Origin of the sequence: Enterobacter sp. SA187, from assembly GCF_001888805.2 — a bacterium.
In the GTDB taxonomy this organism is placed as follows: domain Bacteria; phylum Pseudomonadota; class Gammaproteobacteria; order Enterobacterales; family Enterobacteriaceae; genus Enterobacter_D.
In genome coordinates this window covers 1,840,666-1,863,555 of record NZ_CP019113.1, presented here as the reverse complement: position 1 = coordinate 1,863,555, position 22,890 = coordinate 1,840,666, and the positions used below count along the sequence as shown (strand labels likewise).

Genomic DNA, 22,890 nt, shown 5'->3' with positions numbered 1-22,890 from the left:
ATGGCTCCTGATTATTTGGCGACAGAACGGTAAGTCTTGATCAGTTCAATAAAGTGGTCGAACAGCGGCGCGGCATCGTGCGGGCCAGGGCTGGCTTCCGGGTGCCCCTGGAAGCTGAACGCCGGTTTATCGTTACGATGGATGCCCTGCAGGGTGCCGTCGAACAGCGACTTGTGGGTCACGCGCAGCGTTGACGGCATGGTGGACTCGTCCACCGCAAAACCGTGGTTCTGGGCGGTGATCATCACCACGTTGTTTTCAACGTCTTTCACCGGGTGGTTGCCGCCGTGGTGACCAAATTTCATCTTCACGGTTTTGGCACCGCTGGCCAGCGCCAGCAGCTGATGGCCGAGACAGATGCCGAACACCGGAATATCGGTATCGAGGAAGGTTTTAATCGCCTCGATGGCGTAATCGCACGGTGCCGGGTCGCCGGGGCCGTTGGAGAGGAAAATGCCGTCCGGGTTCATTTTCAGCACCTCTTCTGCCGGGGTTTGCGCCGGGACAACCGTCAGACGGCAGCCGCGATCCACCAGCATGCGCAGGATGTTGCGCTTCGCGCCGTAGTCGTAGGCCACCACATGGAACGGCAGCTCGCTTTCCGCGCGGGCTTCAGGCAGCTCGCCTTCAAGCGTCCAGCTCCCCTGCGTCCAGCTGTAGCTCTCCTGAGTGGACACGACTTTCGCCAGGTCCATACCGTTAAGGCCGGGGAAAGCTTTCGCTTTTTCCAGCGCCAGCGCCGCGTCCGGGTTATCACCGGCGATGATGCAGCCGTTTTGCGCCCCTTTCTCACGCAGCAGACGCGTCAGCTTACGGGTATCGATATCGGCAATCGCCACGATGTTATGGCGTTTCAGGTAAGAGGAGAGATCTTCCTGATTGCGGTAGTTGCTGGCAATCAGCGGCAGGTCACGGATGACGAGGCCTTGCGCATGTACCTGAGAGGATTCTTCGTCAGCAGCATTGGTGCCGACATTACCGATATGAGGATAAGTAAGAGTAACGATTTGGCGGGAGTAGGAAGGATCAGTGAGGATTTCTTGATAACCGGTCATTGAAGTATTGAAAACGACTTCCCCAACCGCCGAACCTGTTGCCCCTATGGCCCGACCGTAAAACTGGGTTCCGTCTTCCAGAACCAATAGCGCTGACTTAATCAAAACACCCTCCAGAGAATATTCACTCACTTTATTTGCATATTAATTCATAATGAGCCCGTGAATCAATGCAAATTTGCTTACCCGCGAATTTTCGGCAAACGGCGGCATTCTAGAGACAGGTGAGACAAAAGTCTACCCGTTCGACCATTTTTATTTATGTTTTTGCGTCTCTGACAAACCACAGAAGGCAAAGGCAGTGAAAAGATCAGCTATATCAGGCAGGAAAACGCTTGCGCGGTTAGAAAACTGGAATATTTGTCTGGCACCCTGCAAAACCGGACCAGATGGTCAAAATTTACATTACAGAAACAAATAAACCGAAGAAGATTGCAACTTTTAGAGGTTTAATAGAAAAATATCAATGAAGAGCAAAAATAAAGGGGCAATAAAATATTGCCCCATGTAATCAATTAATTATGATTACCACAACCACATCACGAGAGGTAATAAAGGCTATAAACTGTTGAGATCCAGCACATCACGCATATCAAAAAGACCGTTTCGCTTAGATTTGAGCCACAACGCCGAGCGAACCGCACCATTGGCAAAGGTCATCCGGCTGGAGGCTTTGTGCGTAATTTCAATGCGCTCGCCAATATCGGCAAACATCGCCGTATGTTCACCCACGATGTCGCCTGCGCGCACGGTGGCAAAACCGATGCTGCCCGGCACGCGTTCACCGGTGTACCCTTCACGGCTGTACACCGCGCACTCCTTCAGATCTTTATCCATCGCCTGCGCAATGGCTTCACCCATCGCCAGCGCCGTGCCTGACGGCGCATCCACTTTATGGCGGTGATGCGCTTCGATAATTTCGATGTCGGTATAATCGCCCATCACTTTTGCCGCTTTCTCCAGCAGCTTGAGCATCACATTCACGCCAACGCTGAAGTTCGCCGCAAAGACAATGGCGATGTCCTGCGCGGCCTCGCTGATGGCCGCTTTGCCCGCGTCGTCAAAGCCGGTGGTGCCTATCACCATGCCTTTGCCGTACTCGCGGCAGAAGGCCAGATGCGCCAGGGTGCCTTCCGGGCGGGTAAAATCGATAAAGACATCAAAATCGTCTTTCACGGCCTCAAGATCGCTCTGCACGGTAACGCCGGTTGTGCCCGCGCCCGCCAGTTCACCCGCATCGCTGCCGAGCAGCGACGATCCGTCGCGCTCAAGGGCCGCGCCGAGCGCCACGCCTTCCATTGCCAGTGCCGCCTGGATCAGCTGGCGACCCATACGGCCACCGGCTCCCGCGATGGCCACGCGGATGTTTGCCTCTTGCATAGTTGTACTCTTTTGTTAATGAAATGCTGAAAAAACGTTTTCAGAGTAACCAGCCCCGCGCGGGGCGACCAGCCAAAAACGTCGATATTAGAATTTAATGATATACGCCGAAAAATATCAGTAAAAGGCATGATGATCAGCGAAAGCCGCAGGACTCCCTGACCACCAGCGCGGGCGGTAAAATAATGCGCTGGGGCGGCTCATTATTGCCCTGAATGCGACTGTACAGCAGCTCCCCGGCTTTACGGCCAATCTCTTTCGCCGCCACCGATACGGTGGTGAGCGCGGGCTGCACCAGCGCGGCTTCAGTAATATCGTCAAAGCCCACCAGCGCAAAGTCACGCCCCACTTCGCGGCCCATTTTTCGCAGCGCCTGCATCACGCCGAGGGCCACAATATCCTGATAGCAGACCGCTGCGGTGATCTGCGGGTACTGCGTCAGCAGCGCCTGCGCCACGCGCGCGCCATCGCTCTGGCTGGCCTGCGAGGTCACCAGCCAGGCCGGTTCCGGCGAAATGCCCTTCTCAAGCAGCGTGCTGGTAAAACCGCCGATGCGCTGCGCCCGGGTGCCGGAGCTGGCGCTGCCGCCGATAAAGGCGATATGCCGGTGCCCGAGGCTGAGCAGGTGGCGGGTCGCCATTTGCGTGCCAAGAAAATTATCGGTGCCGACAAAATCAAACTGCGGATCGCTTGCCGGTCGCACCACCATGATCGCCGGAATGTTACGGCGCTTAAGGGCGTCAAAGAATGACGACGGCGTTTCCCGTGCGGCGCACAGCACCATGCCGCAGGCGTTATTGCGCATCAGGGAATCGACAAATTTTTGCTGCCGCTCGCCGGACTCCTCGCTGTTCGCCAGAAACAGCAGCAGATCGTGGCGCTCCATTTCGTGACTTAAGCCTGCGGTCATTTCGCCATAAAAGGGATTGGTGATGTCGTGCAGCAGCAGTCCGACCTGATTACTGCTGCGGTTACGCAGGTTGGCCGCCGTCTGGTTATAGACATAGCCGGACTCATCCAGCGCTTTCAGCACCCGCTGCCGCGTGGACGGGGAAATACGCCCGCGGTTACGCAGCACCATTGACACGGTCGCCGTTGATACCCCTGCCCTTGCCGCCACCTGCGCCAGCGTGATCGTCGCCATTGCCTGCTCCTCATCCTGTGAAGGTTAATCGAATAACCATAGCAGAGGCTTTTGTCCGGTGATAGCCCTCACATTCCTGGCGGTAACCGGTGTCTTAATGTGGATTCTGCCGGGTTAATCGCGTTAACCAGCCTTCATTTTTAAAGTTAATCGATTAACCTGATTAAAAACCACCCGCGCAGCAGGCACGGATGTCATTTATGGGGAGGGGTTATGTCACTACGCAGCATCACATCTGAACGCTTGATCCTGCTGGATCAGCCGTGGCGCGATCGCGCGACCATTCTGGATCAGCTTTGCCAGCGCCTGTATGACGAAGGCAAAGTCAGCGATAAGGCGGCGTTTCTGGAGGCGGTCTGGCAGCGGGAGACGCTGTCGGAAACCGGCTTTGAACAGGGCGTTGCCATTCCTCACGGCAAATCTGCCGTGGTCGCCCGCCCCGCCTTTGCGGTGGCGCGCGTTACGCAGCCGGTGCGCGACTGGCCCACCATGGACGGTGAAGATCAGGTGGAGCTGATCTTTTTGCTGGCGGTGCCCTTCGGCGATGACGCCGGACATCTGCGCCTGCTCTCCACCCTCAGCCTGTCGCTGATGGATGAGCAGCGGGTGGCGGCGCTGAAAGCGGCGGCCACAGTGGAGGATTTTCTTACGCTGCTGGATGACACCAACGCTTCCCGCGCCAGCACGCCGGTGACTGCCGGCGGGCAAAGCCTGATTGTTATCACCTCCTGCCCGGCGGGCATCGCACATACCTATATGGCGGCGGAAGCGCTGGAAAAAGCGGGCGCGGCGCGGGGCATTCAGGTGTGGAGCGAAAAACAGGGTGCCAACGGTACCGAGGATGAAGTCACGGACGCGCAGATCGCCGCTGCCGCCGGAGTGATTTTCGCCGCCACCCTGCCGCCAAAAGGCAAAGCGCGTTTTAACGGCAAGCCCTATATCGCCACTTCAGTGTCAGAACCGCTGAAAGACGCGGACGGCCTGATCGACCGTCTGCTGCGCCAGCCGGACGGCATTGTCAGCGCTGACGGCGACAGCAGCGAGTCGCGCACGCGGGAGAAATCCTTTCTCGCCCGTCTGTATCAGGGAATATCCAGCGGTATTTCATACATGATCCCGGTGATCGTCGCCGCAGGGCTGATGATCGGCGTCGGCCAGTTAACCGCCAGCCTGCTGGGGGTGACGGATATCGGCAGCGCCAGCTATGCAAAGAGCGATAGCACCGCGCTGGTGCTCTGCCATTTCCTGACGCAATACGGCAACATGATCATGAAGTTTATGTATCCGGTCTTCGCCGCGTACATGGCCTACAGCATCGCCGACCGCCCCGGTCTGGTGCCGGGTTTTATCGGCGGCGCCTTTGCCGGTGGCCTGCATTACACTTTCTGGTCGGTGAGCGGCGGCATTCCGTCGGGCTTTCTCGGCGCGCTGATCCTCGGCATGATCGCCGGTTTCCTTGCGGACTATCTGAATACCCATATCCGCCTGCACAAACATTTACAGGCGATGAAGCCCATGCTGATCGTGCCCGGCCTCTCTGCGCTGGCGATTTTCTTTATCAACTACAGCTTTGTCGATCCGGTATTTGGCGGCATTAACCAGTGGTTGCAGCAGATGATCGTGGCGCACGGCAGCGGCAGCACATTGATGCTGGCGGCGATCATCGCCTCCCTCACCGCCTTTGATCTCGGCGGGCCGGTCAACAAATCCGCCGGAGCGATCGCCATCGGCCTTGCCGCCGACCATATCTATCCCCTTACCGCCCGTGTGCTGGGGATCGTGATCCCGCCCATCGGCATCGGGCTGGCGACGCTGATCGACCGCATGATCGTTCGCCAGCGCGTGTTTGATGAAAACCAGCGCATCACCGGCACCACCTCATTGATCCTGGGTTTCCTTGCCATCGGCGAAGGGGCGATCCCCTTCATGCTGAAAAATCCGCTGATCACCATTTCCATCAATATCACCGGCGCGGTGATCGGCGCGCTGACGGCCATCACCCTGGGATCGGTGCAGTGGTATCCGCTGCCCGCCATCTGGGGCTGGCCGCTGGTGCAGAACCTGCCCGCCTACCTGTGCGGCATGGCGGCGGGCATTAGCTTTATCGCCCTGGCCAACGTCTTCGTGCGCTACGCGCTGATCCGCGCCGGCAAAATGCATATTGAACAGCTGAGATAAAACGATGAAAAAAGAGGTTTATGTGGTGGCGCACTGCCACTGGGATGCGGAGTGGTATTTCACCTGCGAGGACTCCCATATTCTGCTGATAGAGAATATGGATTATCTGATCGACCTGCTGGAGCGCGATCCAACATTCCCCTCCTTCACCTTTGACGGGCTGGCGGTGGTGCTGGACGAATATTTACAGGTGCGCCCGGAAAACGCCCCGCGGCTGGAGGCGCTCATCAGCCAGCGGCGGCTGTTCGTCGGCCCCTGGTATACGCAGTGTGATTCCCTGCTGATCCGCACCGAATCCCTGATCCGCAATTTGCAGTACGGCATCGCCACGGCGCAGCGCTTTGGTCACAGTATGAACGTCGGCTATCTGCCGGATATTTTCGGCCAGCATGCGTATTTATCGGCGATTTTCGGCGATCTGGGGATCGACTACGCGGTATTGCAGCGCGGCGTGTATACCGATCAGCTTAACGGCGATCTGAATTTCCTCTGGCGCGCGCCGAATCAGAAAACATTGCCTGCCTGTTGCCTCTATTTCGGCTACGGGCCGGGGAAATTTTTATCCACCGAGGCGGATTATGTAGAGCACCGGCTGCTGCCGATCCTCGACCGTTTAACCGATCTTAACCGCAGCACCGACAAACTGCTGCTGCCAGCCGGTGGCGATCAGGTGCTGGCGAACGCGCAGTTCCCACAGACGGTGAAGGCGCTGAATGAACTGGACACGCCCTATCACTTTCATATGACCGATTACGAAAGTTATCTGCGTGACGCCTGGGCGGGCGCGCCGTTCAGTAACGTTATTGACGGTGAACTGGTGGCCTGTCAGAAATCGCGTATCCACCGTACCTGCCACTCCACGCGCTACGACATCAAACGCCAGACCTGGCAGACGGAGCATCTTCTGCTCGATCAGCTGGAGCCGCTGATGGCGGTTGCCTCGCACCTCGGCGTGACGTACCCGCAGCCGGTTATCGACAGCATGTGGAAAACGCTGTTCGCCGCACACGCGCACAATGGCATTGAGGCCACCAACGCCGATGCGGTGAATCAGAACATTAAAAACCGGTTGATCAGCGTCGAGCGCTCGGCGCTGAGCCTGCTTAACGTGCTGAAGAAGAAAATCAGCTATCAGATCGCCCGCCAGCAGGCGGATGAGCGTCTGCTGGTGGTGTTTAACTGCGACATCAGTCCGCTGTCCCCGCTTGCCCGCGCGGTGATCTTCACCCAACAACCCGATTTTACCCTGACGCAGAACGGCGTGGCGGTGGAGAGCACCCTGCTGCAACAGCAAAAACTCTCCGGCGGCCAGGTGGTGATCGTCACCGCCGCGGGCGAAAAACTCGAACCGGTGGCCGACTACTACCGCAGTGAGATCCTCTTTCGCCCGCCGTCGCTGCCGGGCCTCGGCTATCAGACGTTACGGGTGGAGGAGCAGCAATCCTGTGCCCGTCTGGTGCGGCGCGACCTGCCGGTAATTGAAAACGCCCGCTACCGTATCAGCCTCGCCTCCGGCGTGCTGACGCTGGAGAACAAACAGACCGGCCAGCGCGTGGAAGATTTCTTAACCTTTGTCGATTGCGGTGATGACGGCGATGAATTCGACTTCGCGCCGCTGGCGGACGAGCAGCCGCTCACCTGCCGGGAATTCCACGTTGTGACCTGTGAAAGCAGCGCGCAGGTGTCGCGCCTGACGCTGCGATCCTCCCTCATGCTGCCCGCGAATATGGCGGAACGGCAGACAGGGATCGCCCGCCAGAAAATGGCCATCGCCACTACGCTTGAGCTGCGCGACGGCGAAGGTTTTGTGCGCGTGCATCATCAGCTGATCAACGCCGCCACCGAGCACCGCCTGCGGGTACACCTGAAAACGCCGGTGGAACAGCCCAACTATTCCTTTGCCGATCAGGGCTTCAGTATTATTCGCCGCGAGACGGTGAACCCTTACGTTGCACAGTGGCGCGAGCTGGGCTTTGTGGAAAAACCGATGCCCATCTACACGCTGGAAAACGTGGTTTATCTGCAGGATGAACAGCACTGTTTCGGCGTGATAACCAAAGGCATCAAAGAGTACGAGGTGCTGCCGGGGAGCGATACCCTGGCGCTGACGCTGTTCCGCAGCGTTGGCCTGCTCGGTAAAGACGATACCCTGTGGCGGCCTGGCCGGGCGTCCGGCATCAATAACAAAGTCGTCGAAACGCCGGACGCGCAGATGTTGCAGGAAATGGCATTCGACTATGCGCTGCTGCTGGATGGCCCGCAGGATGCGGCGGCGATTTTCAGCGCCTGCAGGGATTACCGCGAGCATTACCTCACCTATCAGGTGCAAAAACTTAATACCTTTGAGGAGCGCCTGGAGCGCTTCACGCTGCCCATTGCCCCGTACGGCCTGCCGCCAGAGTCACAGCTAATCGCCTGCGGCAATCCGCGCTTGTTCCTCAGCATGTGCCGCCCCGGTACGCGCGACGGTGAAATCCTGGTGCGGCTGTTTAACCCCATGCCGCAGCCGGAACGCTGTCCGCTTATCGTCCCACCGGGCAGCCGGATTTATCAGTTGTCGTTAAACGAAGCCCGGCGCACGGCACTGCGCGATGACGCGCTAATCGCCCCCGGCGATTACCTGACGCTGGCAATTGTTACAGGAGATCTGCAATGACTGGCTCAACCTATGAGAAGTCCCCGGAAGTGTACGTGCACGGCTATGACCACCAGGCGTGGTCCGGCTGGAATTCAATCGCCGAAGTGCTGAACGCACGCGCTCAGCCGGGCAGCGTGCTGGTGATCGATTGCTATCCCGGCGTGCGATTGCGCGAGCTGGAAGAAAGGATGCTGCCCGCGCTCGGGGCCACGCGGGTGATTAACGTTGAGCACGCCCGCCGGGATGCGCAGGACCTGCATCATCTGCTGGCGCGCCATCTTACGGACGACCGGGTGTTCGGCGTGCTCTCCTGCCACCAGCTTGTGGAGTTCTTTGATGAGGACAAACTCCGGGCGCTGCGCCAGCAGGTGAGCGAGGCCAGCGACGGGCTGACGGTGATCTATGGCCCGGGCGCGGCGCTGGTGCATCCGGGCGATGTGCTGGTGTACGCCGATCTGCCGCGCTGGGAAATTCAGCAGCGGATGCGCAGCGGCGAACTGAGTAACTGGGGCGTGGATAACGCCGATGAGGATATTCTGCGCCGCTACAAGCGCGCCTTTTTTATCGAATGGCGGGTGTTTGACCGCCACAAAACGCCGCTGCTCAAACGTGCCGATTATCTGCTCGACACTACCGCTGGCGATACGCCTGCGCTCATCAGCGGCGAGGCGCTTCGCGCCGGGCTGGCGCAAACCGTGCAACAACCGTTTCGCGTGATGCCCTTTTTCGACCCTGGCGTGTGGGGCGGCCAGTGGATGAAACAGCAATTCGATCTCGATCCCACAAAACCAAACTATGCCTGGTGTTTTGACTGCGTGCCCGAGGAAAACAGCCTGTTGCTACGGTTTGGCGATGTGCGGATCGAGATCCCCGCTCAGGATCTGGTGCTGCTGCAACCCCGCGCGCTGTTAGGTGAGAAAGTCCACGCCCGTTTTGGCGCGGAGTTCCCGATCCGTTTTGATTTTCTCGACACCATCGGCGGCCAGAATCTGAGCCTGCAGGTGCATCCGCTGACGGAATACATTCAACAGCAGTTTGGTATGCATTACACCCAGGATGAGAGTTACTACATTCTGGACGCGACGCCGGAGGCGGTGGTGTATCTCGGCACCAAAACCGGCATCGATCCGCAGGCGATGCTGGAGGATCTGCACGCCGCCAGCCGGGGAGAAAAGCGCTTTGACGACGGCCGCTTTGTGAATCAGATCCCGGCGCGCAAGCACGATCACTTCCTGATCCCGGCGGGCACGGTGCACTGCTCCGGCGCGGGAACCATGGTACTGGAGGTCAGCGCCACGCCCTACATTTTCACCTTCAAGCTATGGGACTGGGATCGCGTGGGGATGGACGGCCTGCCGCGCCCGGTGCATCTCCATCACGGCGCACAGGTGATTGACTGGCAGCGCGATACCGCGTGGGTGCACGACAATCTGGTAAACCGCATTGAGACGGTCGCCGAAGGCGAAAGCTGGCGCGAAGAGCGTACCGGGCTGCATGAACGGGAATTTATCGAAACCCGCCGCCACTGGTTTACCGCGCCGGTCATGCATCACACAGAGGGCGGCGTTAACGTGCTCAATCTGGTGGAGGGCACAGAAGCGCTGGTTGACAGCCCGGACGGGGCCTTTGCGCCCTTCGTGGTGCATTATGCCGAAACCTTCATTATTCCCGCCGCCGTGGGCGAGTACCGCATTTCGCCCTGCGGCGACGGGCAACAATGCGCCACGCTCAAAGCCTGGGTAAGGGGGTAAAGATGATCAACGTGATTATTGCCACGCACGGTCCGCTGGCGGAGGCGCTGCTTATCAGCAGCCGTATGGTGTACGGCGAGCTGCCTCAGGTTTCCAGCGTTACGCTCAGCGAGCAGGCGGGTATTGACGGCTTTAAGCGTGATTTCGCCCGCGAGCTGGCCCGCGCAAGTGAGAACGCCGACGGCGTGCTGGTGCTGTGCGATCTGCAAAGCGGCACGCCGTGGAATGTCGCCTGCCAGTATGCCTTCTCCCCGCAGACCACGCCGCCGGTGGCGGTACTGGCCGGGGTGAATTTTCCCATGCTGCTGCAAAGCGATGAGATCGGCGATTTTACCGATGTCCACCGTGCGGCGGATCGATTGCTGGCGCTGACGTTGCCGACGCTCGTCAAAGCCGTCCCTGTTACTGATGAACCATCCGATGATTTTTAAAGGAGCCTGCTATGAGTCTTTCTTTTGTGCGTATTGACGATCGCGTCATTCACGGGCAGCTCGTCACGCGCTGGGCCAAAGAGCTGCCCTGCGATGGCATTATCGCCATTGATGATGCCGTCGCGGCCGATCCGCTGCTTTCGTCGGTGATGAAAGGCGCGGTTCAGGACATCAAGGTGTGGCTGTTCGATACCGCCACGGCGATTGAAAAACTGCCGAAGGTCATCGCCAGTGAAAAGCAGTATTTCGTGATCGGTAAATCGCCGGTCACGCTGCAACGCCTGGCGCAGGCCGGGATCAACCTGCAAAACGCCAACGGCAAAATCAACGTCGGGCCGATGAGCGCCCGCGCGGATACCACTACCATCGGCCCAAACCAGTCGGTTAACGCCGAAGAGATTGCCGCCTTTGACTGGCTGGCCGCGCACGGGCATCTGATTGAGTTTCGTCTGGTGCCGGATGCCAACAGCTACCGCTGGCAGGACGCGCGGCAGAAACTGAAATAAGGGGGTTGTATGTTTATCGACGCGATACTGATTGGCCTGCTGTGCTACCTGGGCGCGCTGAGCAGCCCCTGGCTGCTGGGCTTAACCGGCGGCTGGTATCTGATCACCCGGCCGCTGGTATCCGGGATGCTGGTGGGGCTGATCCTGGGGGACATGAAAACCGGGATTATCATCGGCGTGGCGGTGCAGGCGGTATATATCGCCATGGTGACGCCGGGCGGCTCGATGCCCGCCGATCTGAATTTTGTGGCTTATCCGGCGATTGCGCTCGGCATTCTTTCCGGGCAGGGGCCGGAAGTGGCGGTGGCGCTGGCGGCGACCATCGGCATCGCCGGAACCATTTTGTTTAACGCCATGATGGTGCTGAATTCGTTCTGGAATCACCGGGCGGATGTGGCGCTGGAGCGCGGCGACGAGCGTGGTCTGTGGCTTAACAGCGCCATCTGGCCGCAGGCGACCAACTTTGTTTTACGCTTCGTGCCGACTTTTATTGCCGTCTACTTCGGTGCGCAGTACATCAGCGCCTTTATGGACAGCCTGCCGAAAGTGGTGCTTTCCAGCATGAACGTGCTGGGCGGCATTCTGCCTGCGGTGGGGATCGCCATTCTGCTTAAGCAGATCATCAAAAACTACAGCATGCTGATCTACTTTCTGGTCGGCTTCGTCTGCATCGTCTTTTTAAAACTCAATATGGTCGCGCTGGTGATCGTCGGCGCGCTGCTGGCGCTGATCCACTACAACTACAAACCGGAACCCGCGCAGCCTGTGGCGACCGCGCCGGTCGATGATGAGGATGAATTCTGATGGACAATCGCACCCTTACCCGAACCGATCTGCGCCGCTGCTGGCGGGCGTGGATGATGCACAATCTGTCATCCATGAGTTTTGAGCGTCTGGAATCCTTCGGCTTCTGCCTGAGTATGCTGCCGGTGGCGAAAAAGCTTTATCCGGATGCCGCCGAACGCCAGGAAATGCTGCGCCGTCATGCGTCTTTTTATAACACCGAGCCGCAGCTAGGAGCCATTGTGAACGGCATGGTGCTGGGGCTGGAGGAGAAAAAAGCTAACGGCGAACCCATTGACGGTGACATGATCAACACGCTGAAGGTGGGTCTGATGGGGCCGGTGGCGGGCATTGGCGATTCGATGATCCCCGGGATGCTGATCCCGATCCTGCTCAGTATCGGCATGGCGCTGGCGGCGGGCGGCAGCGCCCTCGGGCCGCTGTTTTATGCCGTCGCCTGGCTGGCGATCATCATTCCCGGTTCATGGTTCCTGTTTCTGAAAGGCTACAAAATGGGATCCGGCTCGGTGGAGATGCTGGTGAGCAGTAAATCTACCCGCCTGCGGGAAGCGCTGTCGCTGCTGGGTGTCTTCGTGATGGGCGGCGTGGCGGCAAGCTACGTTAAGCTCGGCACCGGGCTTGAGTTTATCACTAAGGACGGGGTGAATATTCATGTGCAGCAGATGCTGGACGGTATTTTCCCGCAACTTTTGCCGCTCGTCGTGGTGCTCGGCACCTGGTACCTGATGGCGAAACGCGGCGTGTCGCCGGTCAAAGCGATGCTGCTGTTGCTGGCGCTTGCCGCCGCAGGCGTCGTGAGCGGGGTATTCGCGGGATAAGGTTTGCCGGGTGACGCCAGCTCACCCGGCCGGGGTTTTATCAAGGATGAAAATCCAGCCACCGATCTGCGGCTTTATCGGGGCGGGAGATAAACTGGAAGCGCGCCGGATCGTCAATAAACTGCTGATAGAGCGGCGCGGCAGTAATGCCGAATTCGCTGTAGCGTCGGGGGGTGATCGCCTGTAAGCGCCCCGGCGCGTAGTGCGGATTATGCTGCCAGATAATCTGTTTTTCCTGTAACAGCGGATACCACGCCAGCCCTTTGTGCGCCCGCACGGCGTCGTACTCGAAGCCGTATTCCCGATCGCACCATGCGCCGAAGGTTAAGGGTTCATCCGGGCTGGCGGAGATGGTGGCGTGTCCCCAGCCTGGCGGCACCAGCACTTTTTCGCCGGGACCGGCGATCACCGCGAAGCAGCGCCCCGGATCGTCAGCCACATACTCCTGCATATAGATAATCGCCCTGCCCTGCCAGATCTCGTACAGCTCCGGCGGCGACCAGCCGCTGTGCTGGCTGATGCGGTGTACGTGCCCCTGGCTGCGTACCGGCTCGTCGCCCAGTTGCCCGGCGGCATAGGTTACCACGCCGAACAGCAGCATGCGTTTTTTCAGCTCGTCGCGATCCTGAATGCGCGCCACATCCATCGCAATGGCGTACACCTCATTCGGGCCGCGACAGTATGGATCGCGCAGCGAAGCGCGGATCTGATCGAGCGTGCGGATCTCCGCCAGCGGGCCGATGACCTCTCCGCCATAGCTGAACCCCAGCGGCTGACGATGGACAGTCATATCCAGACCGCAATCAAAAGGTTGCTCAGCCATGGCGCACCTCGCTTTCTTCGGTGATGCGCAGCGCAAAACCGCTGCTGAGCGCGGCGTAATCGTGTCCGGCGCTGCACGGCCAGACCGCCAGCGCCGAGAGGGTTTCGTTGCCGGTATTGATCAGACGATGGGCGGTAAAACCGGGAATGATGTGTACGGATCCAGGCATGACCTTCTCCAGCCGCGCCTCCCCCTGTTCATTTTGCAGCAGTAGTAAGCCGCTGCCGCGCAGCCCGAAATAGACTTCGCCCTGCTCGCGGCGCTGGTGAAAATGACCCCGCGTCATGAAGTATTCATCGCCTACTTTGCCGGGGTAGAGGTGAGTGACGCCAACGTAAAGCGCCCCGTCGGCGGTCGGGGAGTCAAACATCTCCACGTCATAGACGCACTGGTGTGGATCGCATTGATGGAAGGCGAGCGTATCGGCGAATACGCCCTCCAGCTGGTGAAGGCAGGTCGATTTACGGATGCGCGAGCCATTGGCTAATGCGCCGCTGGCCCATGCCACCTGCGGCGGCAGAGCTAAAGAAGGTTTCATGGTTATCTCCGGCCCGAGGAGAACAACCCAATAACAGTAACAGGTTAATCGATTAACTTAATGTGAAGGCTGCGCATTTTGATGCAGGGATCACAGGGGCGTTAAATAAAAATGCCAGCGGGTTTTCACCGGCTGGCATTGGCGTTTTATGCGTAACCTCTGCGTTAGTGAACTTCTTTCACGTCGACCCGCAGCTCTTTCGGCACTTCAAAAACGATATTCTCTTCACGGCCTTCCAGCGGAATGGCTTCGCCGCCGCCCAGCGCCTGTAAGCGTTTGATGACGTTCTGCACCAGAATATCCGGCGCGGAAGCGCCTGCGGTGACGCCCACACAGGCGGCGCTGGCGACCCAGGCCTCCTGAATGTCGTCGGCATCGTCAATGAGGTACGCCGCTTTACCCATGCGCTGTGCCAGCTCTGCCAGACGGTTGGAGTTGGAGGAGTTTTTCGACCCCACCACCAGCACCACGTCCGCCTGCTCCGCCAGGGCGCGCACCGCTTCCTGCCGGTTAGTGGTGGCGTAACAGATATCGTCTTTGCGCGGCCCGACGATTTTCGGGAAACGCACGCGCAGGGCGTCGATCACCTCAGAGGTATCGTCCACCGAGAGCGTGGTCTGGGTCATAAACGACAGTTTGCTTTCGTCTTTGACGTTCAGCGTGAAGACGTCGTCCGGGGATTCCACCAGGTACATGCCGCCTTTCGGGTTGCTGTACTGGCCCATGGTGCCTTCCACTTCCGGATGGCCCGCGTGACCAATCAGAATGGACTCTTCGCCGCGGCGGCTGGCGCGCGCCACTTCCATATGCACTTTAGTGACCAGCGGGCAGGTGGCGTCAAAGACGGTCAGATCGCGGCTTTTCGCTTCGTTACGTACCGCCTGCGAAACGCCGTGCGCCGAGAAAATCAGGATCGCGCCGTCCGGCACTTCGCTGATCTGCTCGATAAAAATCGCCCCGCGCTCGCGCAGGCTGTCCACCACGTAACGGTTATGCACCACTTCATGACGCACATAAATCGGCGCGCCGTAAATCGCCAGCGCGTTTTCAACAATGCTGATAGCGCGGTCTACGCCAGCGCAGAAACCGCGCGGGTTAGCCAACAGGATCTGCATGTTATGCCTCCAGTACCGGATCGACTTCCAGCACTTCAATATCAAAATGGACGGTCTGGTTCGCCAGCGGATGGTTGAAATCAACGGTAATGGATTCGCCGTTAATTTCGCGGATCACGCCGGGCATTTCGCTGCCATCCATTGCGGTAAATAACATGATTGCGCCGATTTCCGGCTCGCCCGCGTCCATAAACTCACGACGGGAGAAATACTGGATCAGATCGGGGCTGACGACCCCGAAAGCCGCATCCGGCTCCAGCGAGAAGGCTTTTTTATCGCCCGCTTTCAGCCCCAGCAGATGCTGTTCCAGCCCTTCGGAGAGCGACCCGTCGCCCAGACGAAACAGCGCGGGTTTGCCGTTGTTACGGGTGGATTCCGCAGTGGAGCCATCTTCAAGCTTTAAGGTGAAGTGCACCAGTACTGCGCTGTTGCTCTGTATCGATTCAGACATGCAGGTTGCTCTATTTAAATTTTGTTGCCCGGTGGCGCTTCGCTTACCGGGCCTACAGGGATCGTAGGCCGGTGCAAGCGTAGCGCCGCCCGGCGATTGGTTATGCGAGTTTTTTCGCGCGGGAAGGCAAAAATCCTTCCAGCACGATCAGCGCCGCGCCAATGCAAATGGCCGTATCGGCCAGATTAAAGGTCGCGAAATGCCAGTTGCCGACGTAGAAATCGATCATGTCGACCACAAAACCGTGCCACAAACGGTCGAACAGATTACCCAGCGCGCCGCCAATGATCAGCGCATAGGCGATGTTGTTCAGCTTCTGTGACGCCTTTGCGCGATACATCATGACCATGAGGATCACGCAAATGCCAAGGGCGATACCGGCAAAGAACCAGCGCTGCCAGCCGCCGCTGTCGGCGAGGAAACTGAACGCCGCGCCATAGTTACGCGCATAATGCAGATTAAGCGACGGGAACAGCGATACCGTATCCCCCAGAGCAAAGTTCTGGAGGATCAGGAATTTACTGCCCAAATCGATAATCAGCACGACCACTACCAGCCACAACCAGCGCAGCCCTGTTGAAAAGATCGGTTTACTCATCAGGCGAACTTACGTTTTTCGCCGTCACCGGCGATGTTGCTGACACAGCGTCCGCAGATATCTGCGTGTTCCGCCACCTTGCCGACGTCGGTCGTGTAATGCCAGCAACGCGGGCATTTTTCGCCTTCGGCTTTGCTGAGCGACACTTTCAGTCCCTTGAGCAGTTCGCTCTGTTGGGCGTCGTCGGACGCGGTTGCATAATCGGCAACCGCGGCCCCGGAGGTCAACAGGACAAATCGTAATTCATCGCCCAGCGCCGTCAGTTTAGCCGCCAGTTCAGGTTCTGCGTACAGGGTGACTGCCGCTTCCAGCGAACCGCCGACTTTTTTATCAGCACGCGCCTGCTCGATCACCTTGTTCACTTCGCCGCGCACTTTCAGCAGCTCGCTCCAGAACGCGTCGTTCATGGCTTCGGTTTCCGCCAGACCAAACAGGCCCTGGTACCATTCGCCGGTGAAGACGTATTTTTCGCGATCGCCCGGCAGGTAGCCCCAGATTTCATCGGCGGTGAAGGACATGATCGGCGCCATCCAGCGCACCAGCGCTTCGGCAATGTGGTACAGCGCGGTCTGGCAGCTGCGACGGGCCACACTGTCCGCTTTCGCGGTGTACTGGCGATCTTTGATGATGTCGAGGTAGAACGAGCCCATTTCAACGGAGCAGAAGCGCATCAGGCGCTGTACCACTTCGTGGAAATCGTAAGACTCATACGCTTTAACAATATCGTCCTGCGCCGCCTGCGCGCAGCCTACCGCCCAGCGATCCAGCACCACCATCTCTTCCGGTTTCACCATGTCGGTGGCCGGATTGAACCCGTTCAGGTTCGCCAGCAGGAAGCGCGCGGTGTTACGGATACGACGATAGCTGTCGGCAGCGCGTTTGAGGATCTCGTCAGACACCGCCATTTCGCCGGTGTAATCGGTAGACGCCACCCACAGACGCAGAATATCCGCGCCGAGTTTGTTCATCACATCCTGCGGGCTGACAGTATTGCCGATAGATTTGGACATCTTACGGCCCTGACCATCAACGGTGAAACCGTGGGTCAGTACCTGGCGATACGGCGCTTTGCCTTTCATGGCGGTGGAGATCATCAGAGAGGACATGAACCAGCCGCGATGCTGGTCGGAGCCTTCCAGATACATATCCGCCGCGTGACCGGCAAACTCCGGACGCACATCCACAACGGAGGAGTGCGTGGATCCGGAATCGAACCACACGTCCAGCGTATCCGGCACTTTCACGTAGTTGTCAGCGTCATCGCCCATGATCTCTTTCGCATCGAGATCCCACCAGGCCTGGATGCCGTCAACTTCAACACGTTTCGCCACTTCTTCCATCAGTTCCAGGGTGCGCGGGTGCAGCTCTTCGGTATCTTTATGCACGAACAGCGACATCGGCACGCCCCAGGTACGCTGGCGGGAGATACACCAGTCAGGACGGTTTGCGACCATGGATTCGATACGCGCCTGGCCCCAGTCCGGGATCCACTGCACGCCTTTGATCTCAGACAGCGACTGCGTGCGCAGGCCTTTTTGATCCATGCTGATAAACCACTGCGGGGTGGCACGGAAGATGATCGGCGTTTTATGACGCCAGCAGCACGGATAGCTGTGCTGCATTTTTTCGACGTGCAGCAGCGCGCCTTTTTCACGCAGCAGCTCAACGATGGTGTCGTTGGCTTTGAAAACGTTCAGGCCGTCCAGCGTCGGGTAAGTGCCCGCCAGATAGGTGCCGTCCGGGCCAACCGGGTTGGCGATTTCCAGACCGTATTTCTGGCTGATGGTGTAGTCGTCAGGACCGTGGCCGCCAGCGGTATGTACCGCGCCGGTACCCGCATCGAGGGTGACGTGATCGCCAAGAATAGCCGGCACGTCAAAGCCCATAAACGGATGGGCAAAACGCAGCTGCTCAAGTTCTGCGCCGTTCACGGTGCCCAGTACGCTGTAATCGGCCACGCCGATGCGTTTCATCACGCTCTCGACCAGATCTTTGGCGAGGATCAGCGCCTGGCCGTCAATCTGCACCAGCGCGTAATCAAACTCCGGCGACAGGGAGATCGCGCGGTTAGCAGGCAGCGTCCACGGGGTGGTGGTCCAGATCACCAGCGAGATCGGGCCAGCTACGCCTGGCAGGCCGAATTTGGCTTTTACCGCGTCCTGATCGACAGCCTGGAAGGCCACGTCAATGGACGGAGAAGTTTTGTCGTAATACTCCACTTCCGCTTCTGCCAGCGCAGAGCGGCAGTCAACGCACCAGTGTACCGGTTTTGCGCCTTTTAACAGGTGGCCGTTACCGATGATTTTACCCAGCGCGCGGATGATGTTGGCTTCGGTTTTGAAGTCCATGGTCAGGTACGGGTGCGACCAGTCGCCCAGCACGCCCAGACGGATAAAGTCTTCACGCTGACCGTTAACCTGGCTTGCGGCGTATTCGCGGCACTTGGCGCGGAATTCTGCGGCGGTGAACTTCTCGCCCGGCTTACCGAATTCCTGCTCCACTTTCAGCTCGATCGGCAGACCGTGGCAGTCCCAGCCCGGAACATAAGGCGAATCATAGCCCGCGAGTCCTTTGGACTTCACGATAATGTCTTTCAGAATCTTGTTAACCGAGTGACCAATATGAATGCTGCCATTCGCATAGGGAGGGCCATCATGCAGAATGAAGGTTTTTTTGCCTTTTTTCGCCGCACGGATGATGCCGTACAGATCATCATCGGTCCAGCGCGCCAGCATTCCCGGCTCGCGTTTGGCGAGATCGCCACGCATCGGGAACCCTGTTTCCGGCAAATTCAGGGTAGATTTATAGTCACTCATCAGATTCTCAGTTCCGTATTTAAAACGTATGTTGGCGTTACGCCGGGTTTTGTAGCCCTAAAAACTCGCGGGCGGTTAATTCATCTCGCGCAATTTGCGCTTTGAGTTCATCCAGCGAGGCAAATCGCTGCTCACTGCGAATTTTTTTCCGCAGTATGACATCTATATGGCGTCCGTAGAGGTCCATTACAACGTCTAACAGATGCACTTCCAGTTGTTGGCGCACGCCCGCCACCGTGGGGCGCGTACCGATATTGGCCACGCCCGGCAGGGGTTTATCGCCCAACCCCGTTACTTCAACGGCATATACCCCTTTAACCGGGGAGACCTGGCGGCGCAGCGGGATATTCGCCGTCGGGAAGCCGATGGTGCGGCCCAGCGCATCGCCATGCACCACGCGCCCGGAAATTGTAAAAGGATGGCCTAACAGGCTTTCCGCCAGCGCGATGTCATCGTTCGCCAGCGCCTGACGCACCGCCGTGCTGCTGACGCGTACACCATCCTGACAGAAGGTTTGCGTGCTGGTGACGTCAAAACCATACTCCAGCCCGGCCTTCTGTAATAACAAGAAATCGCCCTGACGACCAGCGCCATAGCGGAAATCATCCCCCACGGCGAGGAACTGCACGCCGAGGCGGTCGACCAGCAAATCACTGACGAAGTTTTGCGCCGTCAGCGCGGCAAAGCGCCTGTCGAAGCGCACGCACAGCACGTAATCCACGCCGCATTCGGCCAGATAACGCAGCTTGTCACGCAGGCGCGTCAGGCGGGCGGGCGCTTTATCGCCCGCGAACAGCTCCAGCGGCTGCGGCTCAAAAATCATCACCACAACCGGTAAACCACGTGCGCGGCCTTCTTCACGCAGCCCCTCGATCAGGGCCTGATGACCACGATGCACGCCGTCGAAATTACCAATAGTCAGCACACACCCGCGCGGGGCCTGGCTGAGATTATGTATGCCGCGTATCAGCTTCATGTCTGGCTCAAAAACGGGGAAATCGGCAGAGTATACCTTGTACAGCGTTCAAGGTTAACCGGCGATTGGCCTTCGTAAACAGAAAGCTGTGTTGATTTCATTGTGCTTATGTCAGGCCTGCGAAAAAACTGCCCCTTGCCTGTGATTTTTATGGCGGAAAAGCTGTATCTACGCGCGGCTTGCTGGTAGAATCCTGCGCCATCACACGTAACGAGTGTCGCTACGCAGCGGCGCTTATTTGCACAAATCCATTGACAAAAGAAGGCTAAGAGGGCATATTCCTCGGCCTTTGAATTGTCCACATAGATCATATTTGGGAGTTGGACCTTGGCTAATATCAAATCAGCTAAGAAGCGCGCCGTTCAGTCTGAAAAGGCACGCAAGCACAACGCAAGCCGTCGCTCTATGATGCGTACTTTCATCAAGAAAGTATACGCAGCGATTGAAGCTGGCGACAAAGCAGCTGCGCAGAAAGCATTTAACGAAATGCAACCGATCGTGGATCGTCAGGCCGCTAAAGGTCTGATCCACAAAAACAAAGCAGCGCGTCATAAGGCTAACCTGACCGCGCAGATCAACAAACTGGCTTAATCGCCCGCTTGTTGTACTTTGTTGAAGAAACCCGCTCAGGCGGGTTTTTTTACGTCTGCGGTAAAGTAAAGAGCGTCGAGTAGTCCCGGTTACAGATACGCTGCACGGCAGGATGCTGGATCATGCGCTCGGCAAAAATCGCGTGATACTCCTCCATGATGTTCTCCACCCGCCCTATCTCAATCATGCGCTCGTCGGCATAGAAGTCCTGGGCGTAAAGCGTCGGGGCGACAAAAATAGCGTTATGCGCCGCGCCAAAGGCTTTCATCAGCGCCGCATCATCAAACTCCCCCAGGATTTCCACCTCCAGCCCCTGAGAACTAAACCAGTTGAGCAGCTTACGCCCGAGCATCGAGCGACGGCCGGGAATTAATAACCGGCGTTCTTCAAGGCAGCCTGGAAAAGGCCTGGCAGGCGGCGGGTTAAGACACCAGAAGCTGACGCCGCACTCGCCAATCTTCACCGAGAACAGCCCCGCTTCCTGCGTGGAATCGATCGGGCAGTCCGAGATGATCATATCCAGCTTGTGCTGGCTGAGCTGCTCCAGCAGCATTTCATGGGTGGATTCAAAACAGCGCAGATGAATTTGCTCATCTTCCACCACCGCCGCGTCCAGTACGCCGCTGACCAGCCGTTTCGACAGCGCATCCGCCACGCCCACATCAAACAGCAGGTTAGACTCTTTACGGTAGTTAACGATATCAAGCATTTCCTGGCTGAGGGTGAACATCTTATCGGCGTAGCGGAAAACCAGTTCCCCCAGCTCGCTGGGTTCAAGGCCACGGCCTTTACGCTTAAACAGCTTGCCCTGTAAACGATCTTCCAGCGCCTTGATCTGGCCGGTGATGGTCTGCGGTGTCAGGTGCAGCACCTCGGCCGCCCCGACCACCGAACCCTGCTGATAGACCTGCCAGAAGTAGTACAGATGGTTGTAGTTAATATGCGCCATAACCTTCTCCTGCCCGTGACAGCGCAGGCTGCTCAGGGCAGCCTGCATTTGTCAGTTATACGGGCTTTAACCGCGAGCGCAGCAGGACGTAGCCCACCACGGCGGAGACCAACGACCCGAGCAGGATCCCCAGCTTCGCCAGACCCACCAGCTCCGGCTCCAGCTCGGCAAAGGCCAGCGTGGTGATAAAGATAGACATGGTGAAGCCAATCCCGCACAGCACGCCCACGGCCATAATCTGGTTGAACGCCGTGCCGTGCGGCAGTTTCGCCAGCTTCAGGCGCAGCGCAAGCCAGGTAAAGAGGGTAATACCGAGCGGCTTACCGATAAACAGACCGGCAATAATACCCAGCGGCAGCATGGAGGCCAGGCTGGTCGGCGTGATCCCCTGAAGCGAAACGCCCGCATTGGCAAAGGCAAACAGCGGCAGGATCAGCCAGCTCACCCAGGGGCTCAGCACGTGCTCCAGATTTTTTGCCGGTGAGACGCCGTCTTTTTCCTTCAGCGGGATAAAGAAGCCGATGATCACCCCGGCGATAGTCGCGTGCACGCCGGACTTCAGCACCGCCGTCCACAGCACCAGTCCCACGAGAATATAAATCCCCGTCCGCCGCACGTTCAGGGCATTGAGCAGCGCCAGCACCACTATCGCCGCGGCCGCCACGCCCAGCGACAGCATCGACAGCTGGCTGGTGTAGAACAGTGCGATGATCAGGATCGCGCCCAGGTCATCGATAATCGCCAGCGCCATCAGGAAAATCTTCAGCGCCACCGGAATGCGGTTCCCCAGTAACGCCAGCACGCCCAGGGCAAAGGCAATATCGGTGGCGGTAGGGATCGCCCAGCCGTGACGGGCAATGGGATCGTGAACGTTAAACAGCAGGTAGATAAGCGCTGGAAGGACCATACCGCCTAAAGCGGCGATGACCGGAAAAGCGGCCTGCTGGCGCGTCGCCAGCGATCCCTGCACCAGTTCGCTTTTCACTTCCAGGCCAATGGCCAGGAAGAAGACGGCCATCAGGGCGTCATTGATCCACAGCAGCATATCTTTATGGATCTCAAGGGATCCAACGGTTAACTCCACCGGGATGCTGAGAAAATCACGATACAGGCCGCTGGTCGCGTCGAGGTTCGCCATAATCATCGCCAGCAGGGCAGCAACGATCAGCGTAACGCCACCAGAGGCGTCGCTGTTAATAAAACGATGTAAGACCTTCATTATTCTTTTCTCTCCGACAACGAAGCACATGTGGGGCCATCTTAAAGAGAATGAAGGTTCGATAAAAGCAGATTATCACTGACTAATAACTCAGTTTTCCCGAGTATTG

20 protein-coding genes and 1 pseudogene are annotated in these 22,890 nt (G+C 58.2%); 8 read left to right on the top strand and 13 right to left on the bottom strand.

Annotated features, from left to right (window positions below):
• Window positions 1-11: 11 nt before the first annotated feature.
• The 3 genes from carA to BMF08_RS08890 all read right to left on the bottom strand — a co-directional run bounded on the left by carA (window position 12) and on the right by BMF08_RS08890 (window position 3,579).
• Entirely contained in the window at window positions 12-1,160 is a 1,149-nt protein-coding gene (gene carA / locus BMF08_RS08900; RefSeq protein ID WP_072570498.1) for a glutamine-hydrolyzing carbamoyl-phosphate synthase small subunit, read from the bottom strand.
• A 453-nt stretch (window positions 1,161-1,613) separates the two neighbouring features.
• Entirely contained in the window at window positions 1,614-2,435 is an 822-nt protein-coding gene (gene dapB, locus BMF08_RS08895; RefSeq protein WP_072570497.1) for a 4-hydroxy-tetrahydrodipicolinate reductase, read from the bottom strand.
• A 136-nt stretch (window positions 2,436-2,571) separates the two neighbouring features.
• Entirely contained in the window at window positions 2,572-3,579 is a 1,008-nt protein-coding gene (locus BMF08_RS08890; protein ID WP_072570495.1) for a LacI family DNA-binding transcriptional regulator, read from the bottom strand.
• Between the two features lie 213 nt (window positions 3,580-3,792).
• On the opposite strand from BMF08_RS08890, the gene BMF08_RS08885 reads away from it, so the two are divergent.
• The 7 genes from BMF08_RS08885 to BMF08_RS08855 are packed head-to-tail and all read left to right on the top strand — an operon-like array spanning window position 3,793 to window position 12,705.
• Entirely contained in the window at window positions 3,793-5,757 is a 1,965-nt protein-coding gene (locus BMF08_RS08885; RefSeq protein ID WP_072570493.1) for a fructose-specific PTS transporter subunit EIIC, read from the top strand.
• Window positions 5,758-5,761: 4 nt separating this feature from the next.
• Window positions 5,762-8,413, top strand: coding sequence for a glycoside hydrolase family 38 C-terminal domain-containing protein (locus BMF08_RS08880; protein WP_072570491.1), 2,652 nt, complete (start codon window positions 5,762-5,764; stop codon window positions 8,411-8,413).
• Window positions 8,410-10,146: a class I mannose-6-phosphate isomerase gene (locus tag BMF08_RS08875; RefSeq protein WP_072570489.1), complete on the top strand. Its 1,737-nt coding sequence runs from the start codon at window positions 8,410-8,412 to the stop codon at window positions 10,144-10,146. Before BMF08_RS08880 ends, BMF08_RS08875 begins: the two co-directional genes overlap by 4 nt.
• Window positions 10,147-10,148: 2 nt before the next feature.
• A complete protein-coding gene (locus tag BMF08_RS08870) occupies window positions 10,149-10,577 on the top strand; it encodes a PTS sugar transporter subunit IIA (RefSeq protein ID WP_072570488.1) in 429 nt (142 codons plus the stop codon).
• An 11-nt stretch (window positions 10,578-10,588) separates the two neighbouring features.
• The gene (locus tag BMF08_RS08865; RefSeq protein ID WP_072570487.1) at window positions 10,589-11,083 is read left to right on the top strand and encodes a PTS system mannose/fructose/N-acetylgalactosamine-transporter subunit IIB; all 495 of its coding nucleotides are present in this window, start codon (window positions 10,589-10,591) and stop codon (window positions 11,081-11,083) included.
• Window positions 11,084-11,092: 9 nt separating this feature from the next.
• The gene (locus BMF08_RS08860; RefSeq protein ID WP_072570486.1) at window positions 11,093-11,887 is read left to right on the top strand and encodes a PTS mannose/fructose/sorbose/N-acetylgalactosamine transporter subunit IIC; all 795 of its coding nucleotides are present in this window, start codon (window positions 11,093-11,095) and stop codon (window positions 11,885-11,887) included.
• Window positions 11,887-12,705, top strand: coding sequence for a PTS system mannose/fructose/sorbose family transporter subunit IID (locus BMF08_RS08855; RefSeq protein WP_072570485.1), 819 nt, complete (start codon window positions 11,887-11,889; stop codon window positions 12,703-12,705). Before BMF08_RS08860 ends, BMF08_RS08855 begins: the two co-directional genes overlap by 1 nt.
• A 40-nt stretch (window positions 12,706-12,745) precedes the next feature.
• Here BMF08_RS08855 and BMF08_RS08850 read toward each other — a convergent pair whose 3' ends face one another.
• The 8 genes and pseudogenes from BMF08_RS08850 to BMF08_RS21340 form a co-directional block, all read right to left on the bottom strand.
• The gene (locus BMF08_RS08850) at window positions 12,746-13,528 is read right to left on the bottom strand and encodes a glucose-6-phosphate isomerase family protein (RefSeq protein WP_072570484.1); all 783 of its coding nucleotides are present in this window, start codon (window positions 13,526-13,528) and stop codon (window positions 12,746-12,748) included.
• Window positions 13,521-14,066, bottom strand: a complete 546-nt coding sequence (locus tag BMF08_RS08845; RefSeq protein ID WP_072570483.1) for a glucose-6-phosphate isomerase family protein — start codon at window positions 14,064-14,066, stop codon at window positions 13,521-13,523. Before BMF08_RS08845 ends, BMF08_RS08850 begins: the two co-directional genes overlap by 8 nt.
• A gap of 164 nt (window positions 14,067-14,230) precedes the next feature.
• Window positions 14,231-15,181 (bottom strand): 4-hydroxy-3-methylbut-2-enyl diphosphate reductase, encoded by a 951-nt coding sequence (gene ispH, locus BMF08_RS08840; protein ID WP_072570482.1) that lies wholly within the window; start codon window positions 15,179-15,181, stop codon window positions 14,231-14,233.
• Between the two features lies 1 nt (window position 15,182).
• On the bottom strand, window positions 15,183-15,632 hold the full coding sequence (gene fkpB, locus BMF08_RS08835) for an FKBP-type peptidyl-prolyl cis-trans isomerase (RefSeq protein WP_072570481.1): 450 nt from the start codon (window positions 15,630-15,632) through the stop codon (window positions 15,183-15,185).
• A gap of 100 nt (window positions 15,633-15,732) precedes the next feature.
• Entirely contained in the window at window positions 15,733-16,230 is a 498-nt protein-coding gene (gene lspA, locus BMF08_RS08830; RefSeq protein ID WP_072570480.1) for a signal peptidase II, read from the bottom strand.
• Window positions 16,230-19,046, bottom strand: coding sequence for an isoleucine--tRNA ligase (gene ileS, locus BMF08_RS08825; RefSeq protein WP_072570479.1), 2,817 nt, complete (start codon window positions 19,044-19,046; stop codon window positions 16,230-16,232). Before ileS ends, lspA begins: the two co-directional genes overlap by 1 nt.
• 37 nt (window positions 19,047-19,083) lie before the next feature.
• Entirely contained in the window at window positions 19,084-20,022 is a 939-nt protein-coding gene (gene ribF / locus BMF08_RS08820) for a bifunctional riboflavin kinase/FAD synthetase (protein WP_072570478.1), read from the bottom strand.
• Window positions 20,023-20,029: 7 nt separating this feature from the next.
• Window positions 20,030-20,242, bottom strand: a pseudogene (locus tag BMF08_RS21340) (DUF2575 domain-containing protein); the annotation flags it as partial.
• A gap of 107 nt (window positions 20,243-20,349) precedes the next feature.
• Here BMF08_RS21340 and rpsT point away from each other — a divergent pair.
• Window positions 20,350-20,613 carry a 30S ribosomal protein S20 gene (gene rpsT / locus BMF08_RS08810; RefSeq protein ID WP_002887965.1) on the top strand — a complete coding sequence of 88 codons (264 nt, stop codon included), beginning with the start codon at window positions 20,350-20,352 and terminating at the stop codon, window positions 20,611-20,613.
• 49 nt (window positions 20,614-20,662) lie between these two features.
• Here rpsT and nhaR read toward each other — a convergent pair whose 3' ends face one another.
• Together nhaR and nhaA are read right to left on the bottom strand one after the other, a co-directional pair.
• The gene (gene nhaR / locus BMF08_RS08805; protein WP_072570477.1) at window positions 20,663-21,562 is read right to left on the bottom strand and encodes a transcriptional activator NhaR; all 900 of its coding nucleotides are present in this window, start codon (window positions 21,560-21,562) and stop codon (window positions 20,663-20,665) included.
• Between the two features lie 55 nt (window positions 21,563-21,617).
• Window positions 21,618-22,781, bottom strand: coding sequence for a Na+/H+ antiporter NhaA (nhaA, locus tag BMF08_RS08800; RefSeq protein ID WP_072570476.1), 1,164 nt, complete (start codon window positions 22,779-22,781; stop codon window positions 21,618-21,620).
• Window positions 22,782-22,890: the final 109 nt, after the last annotated feature.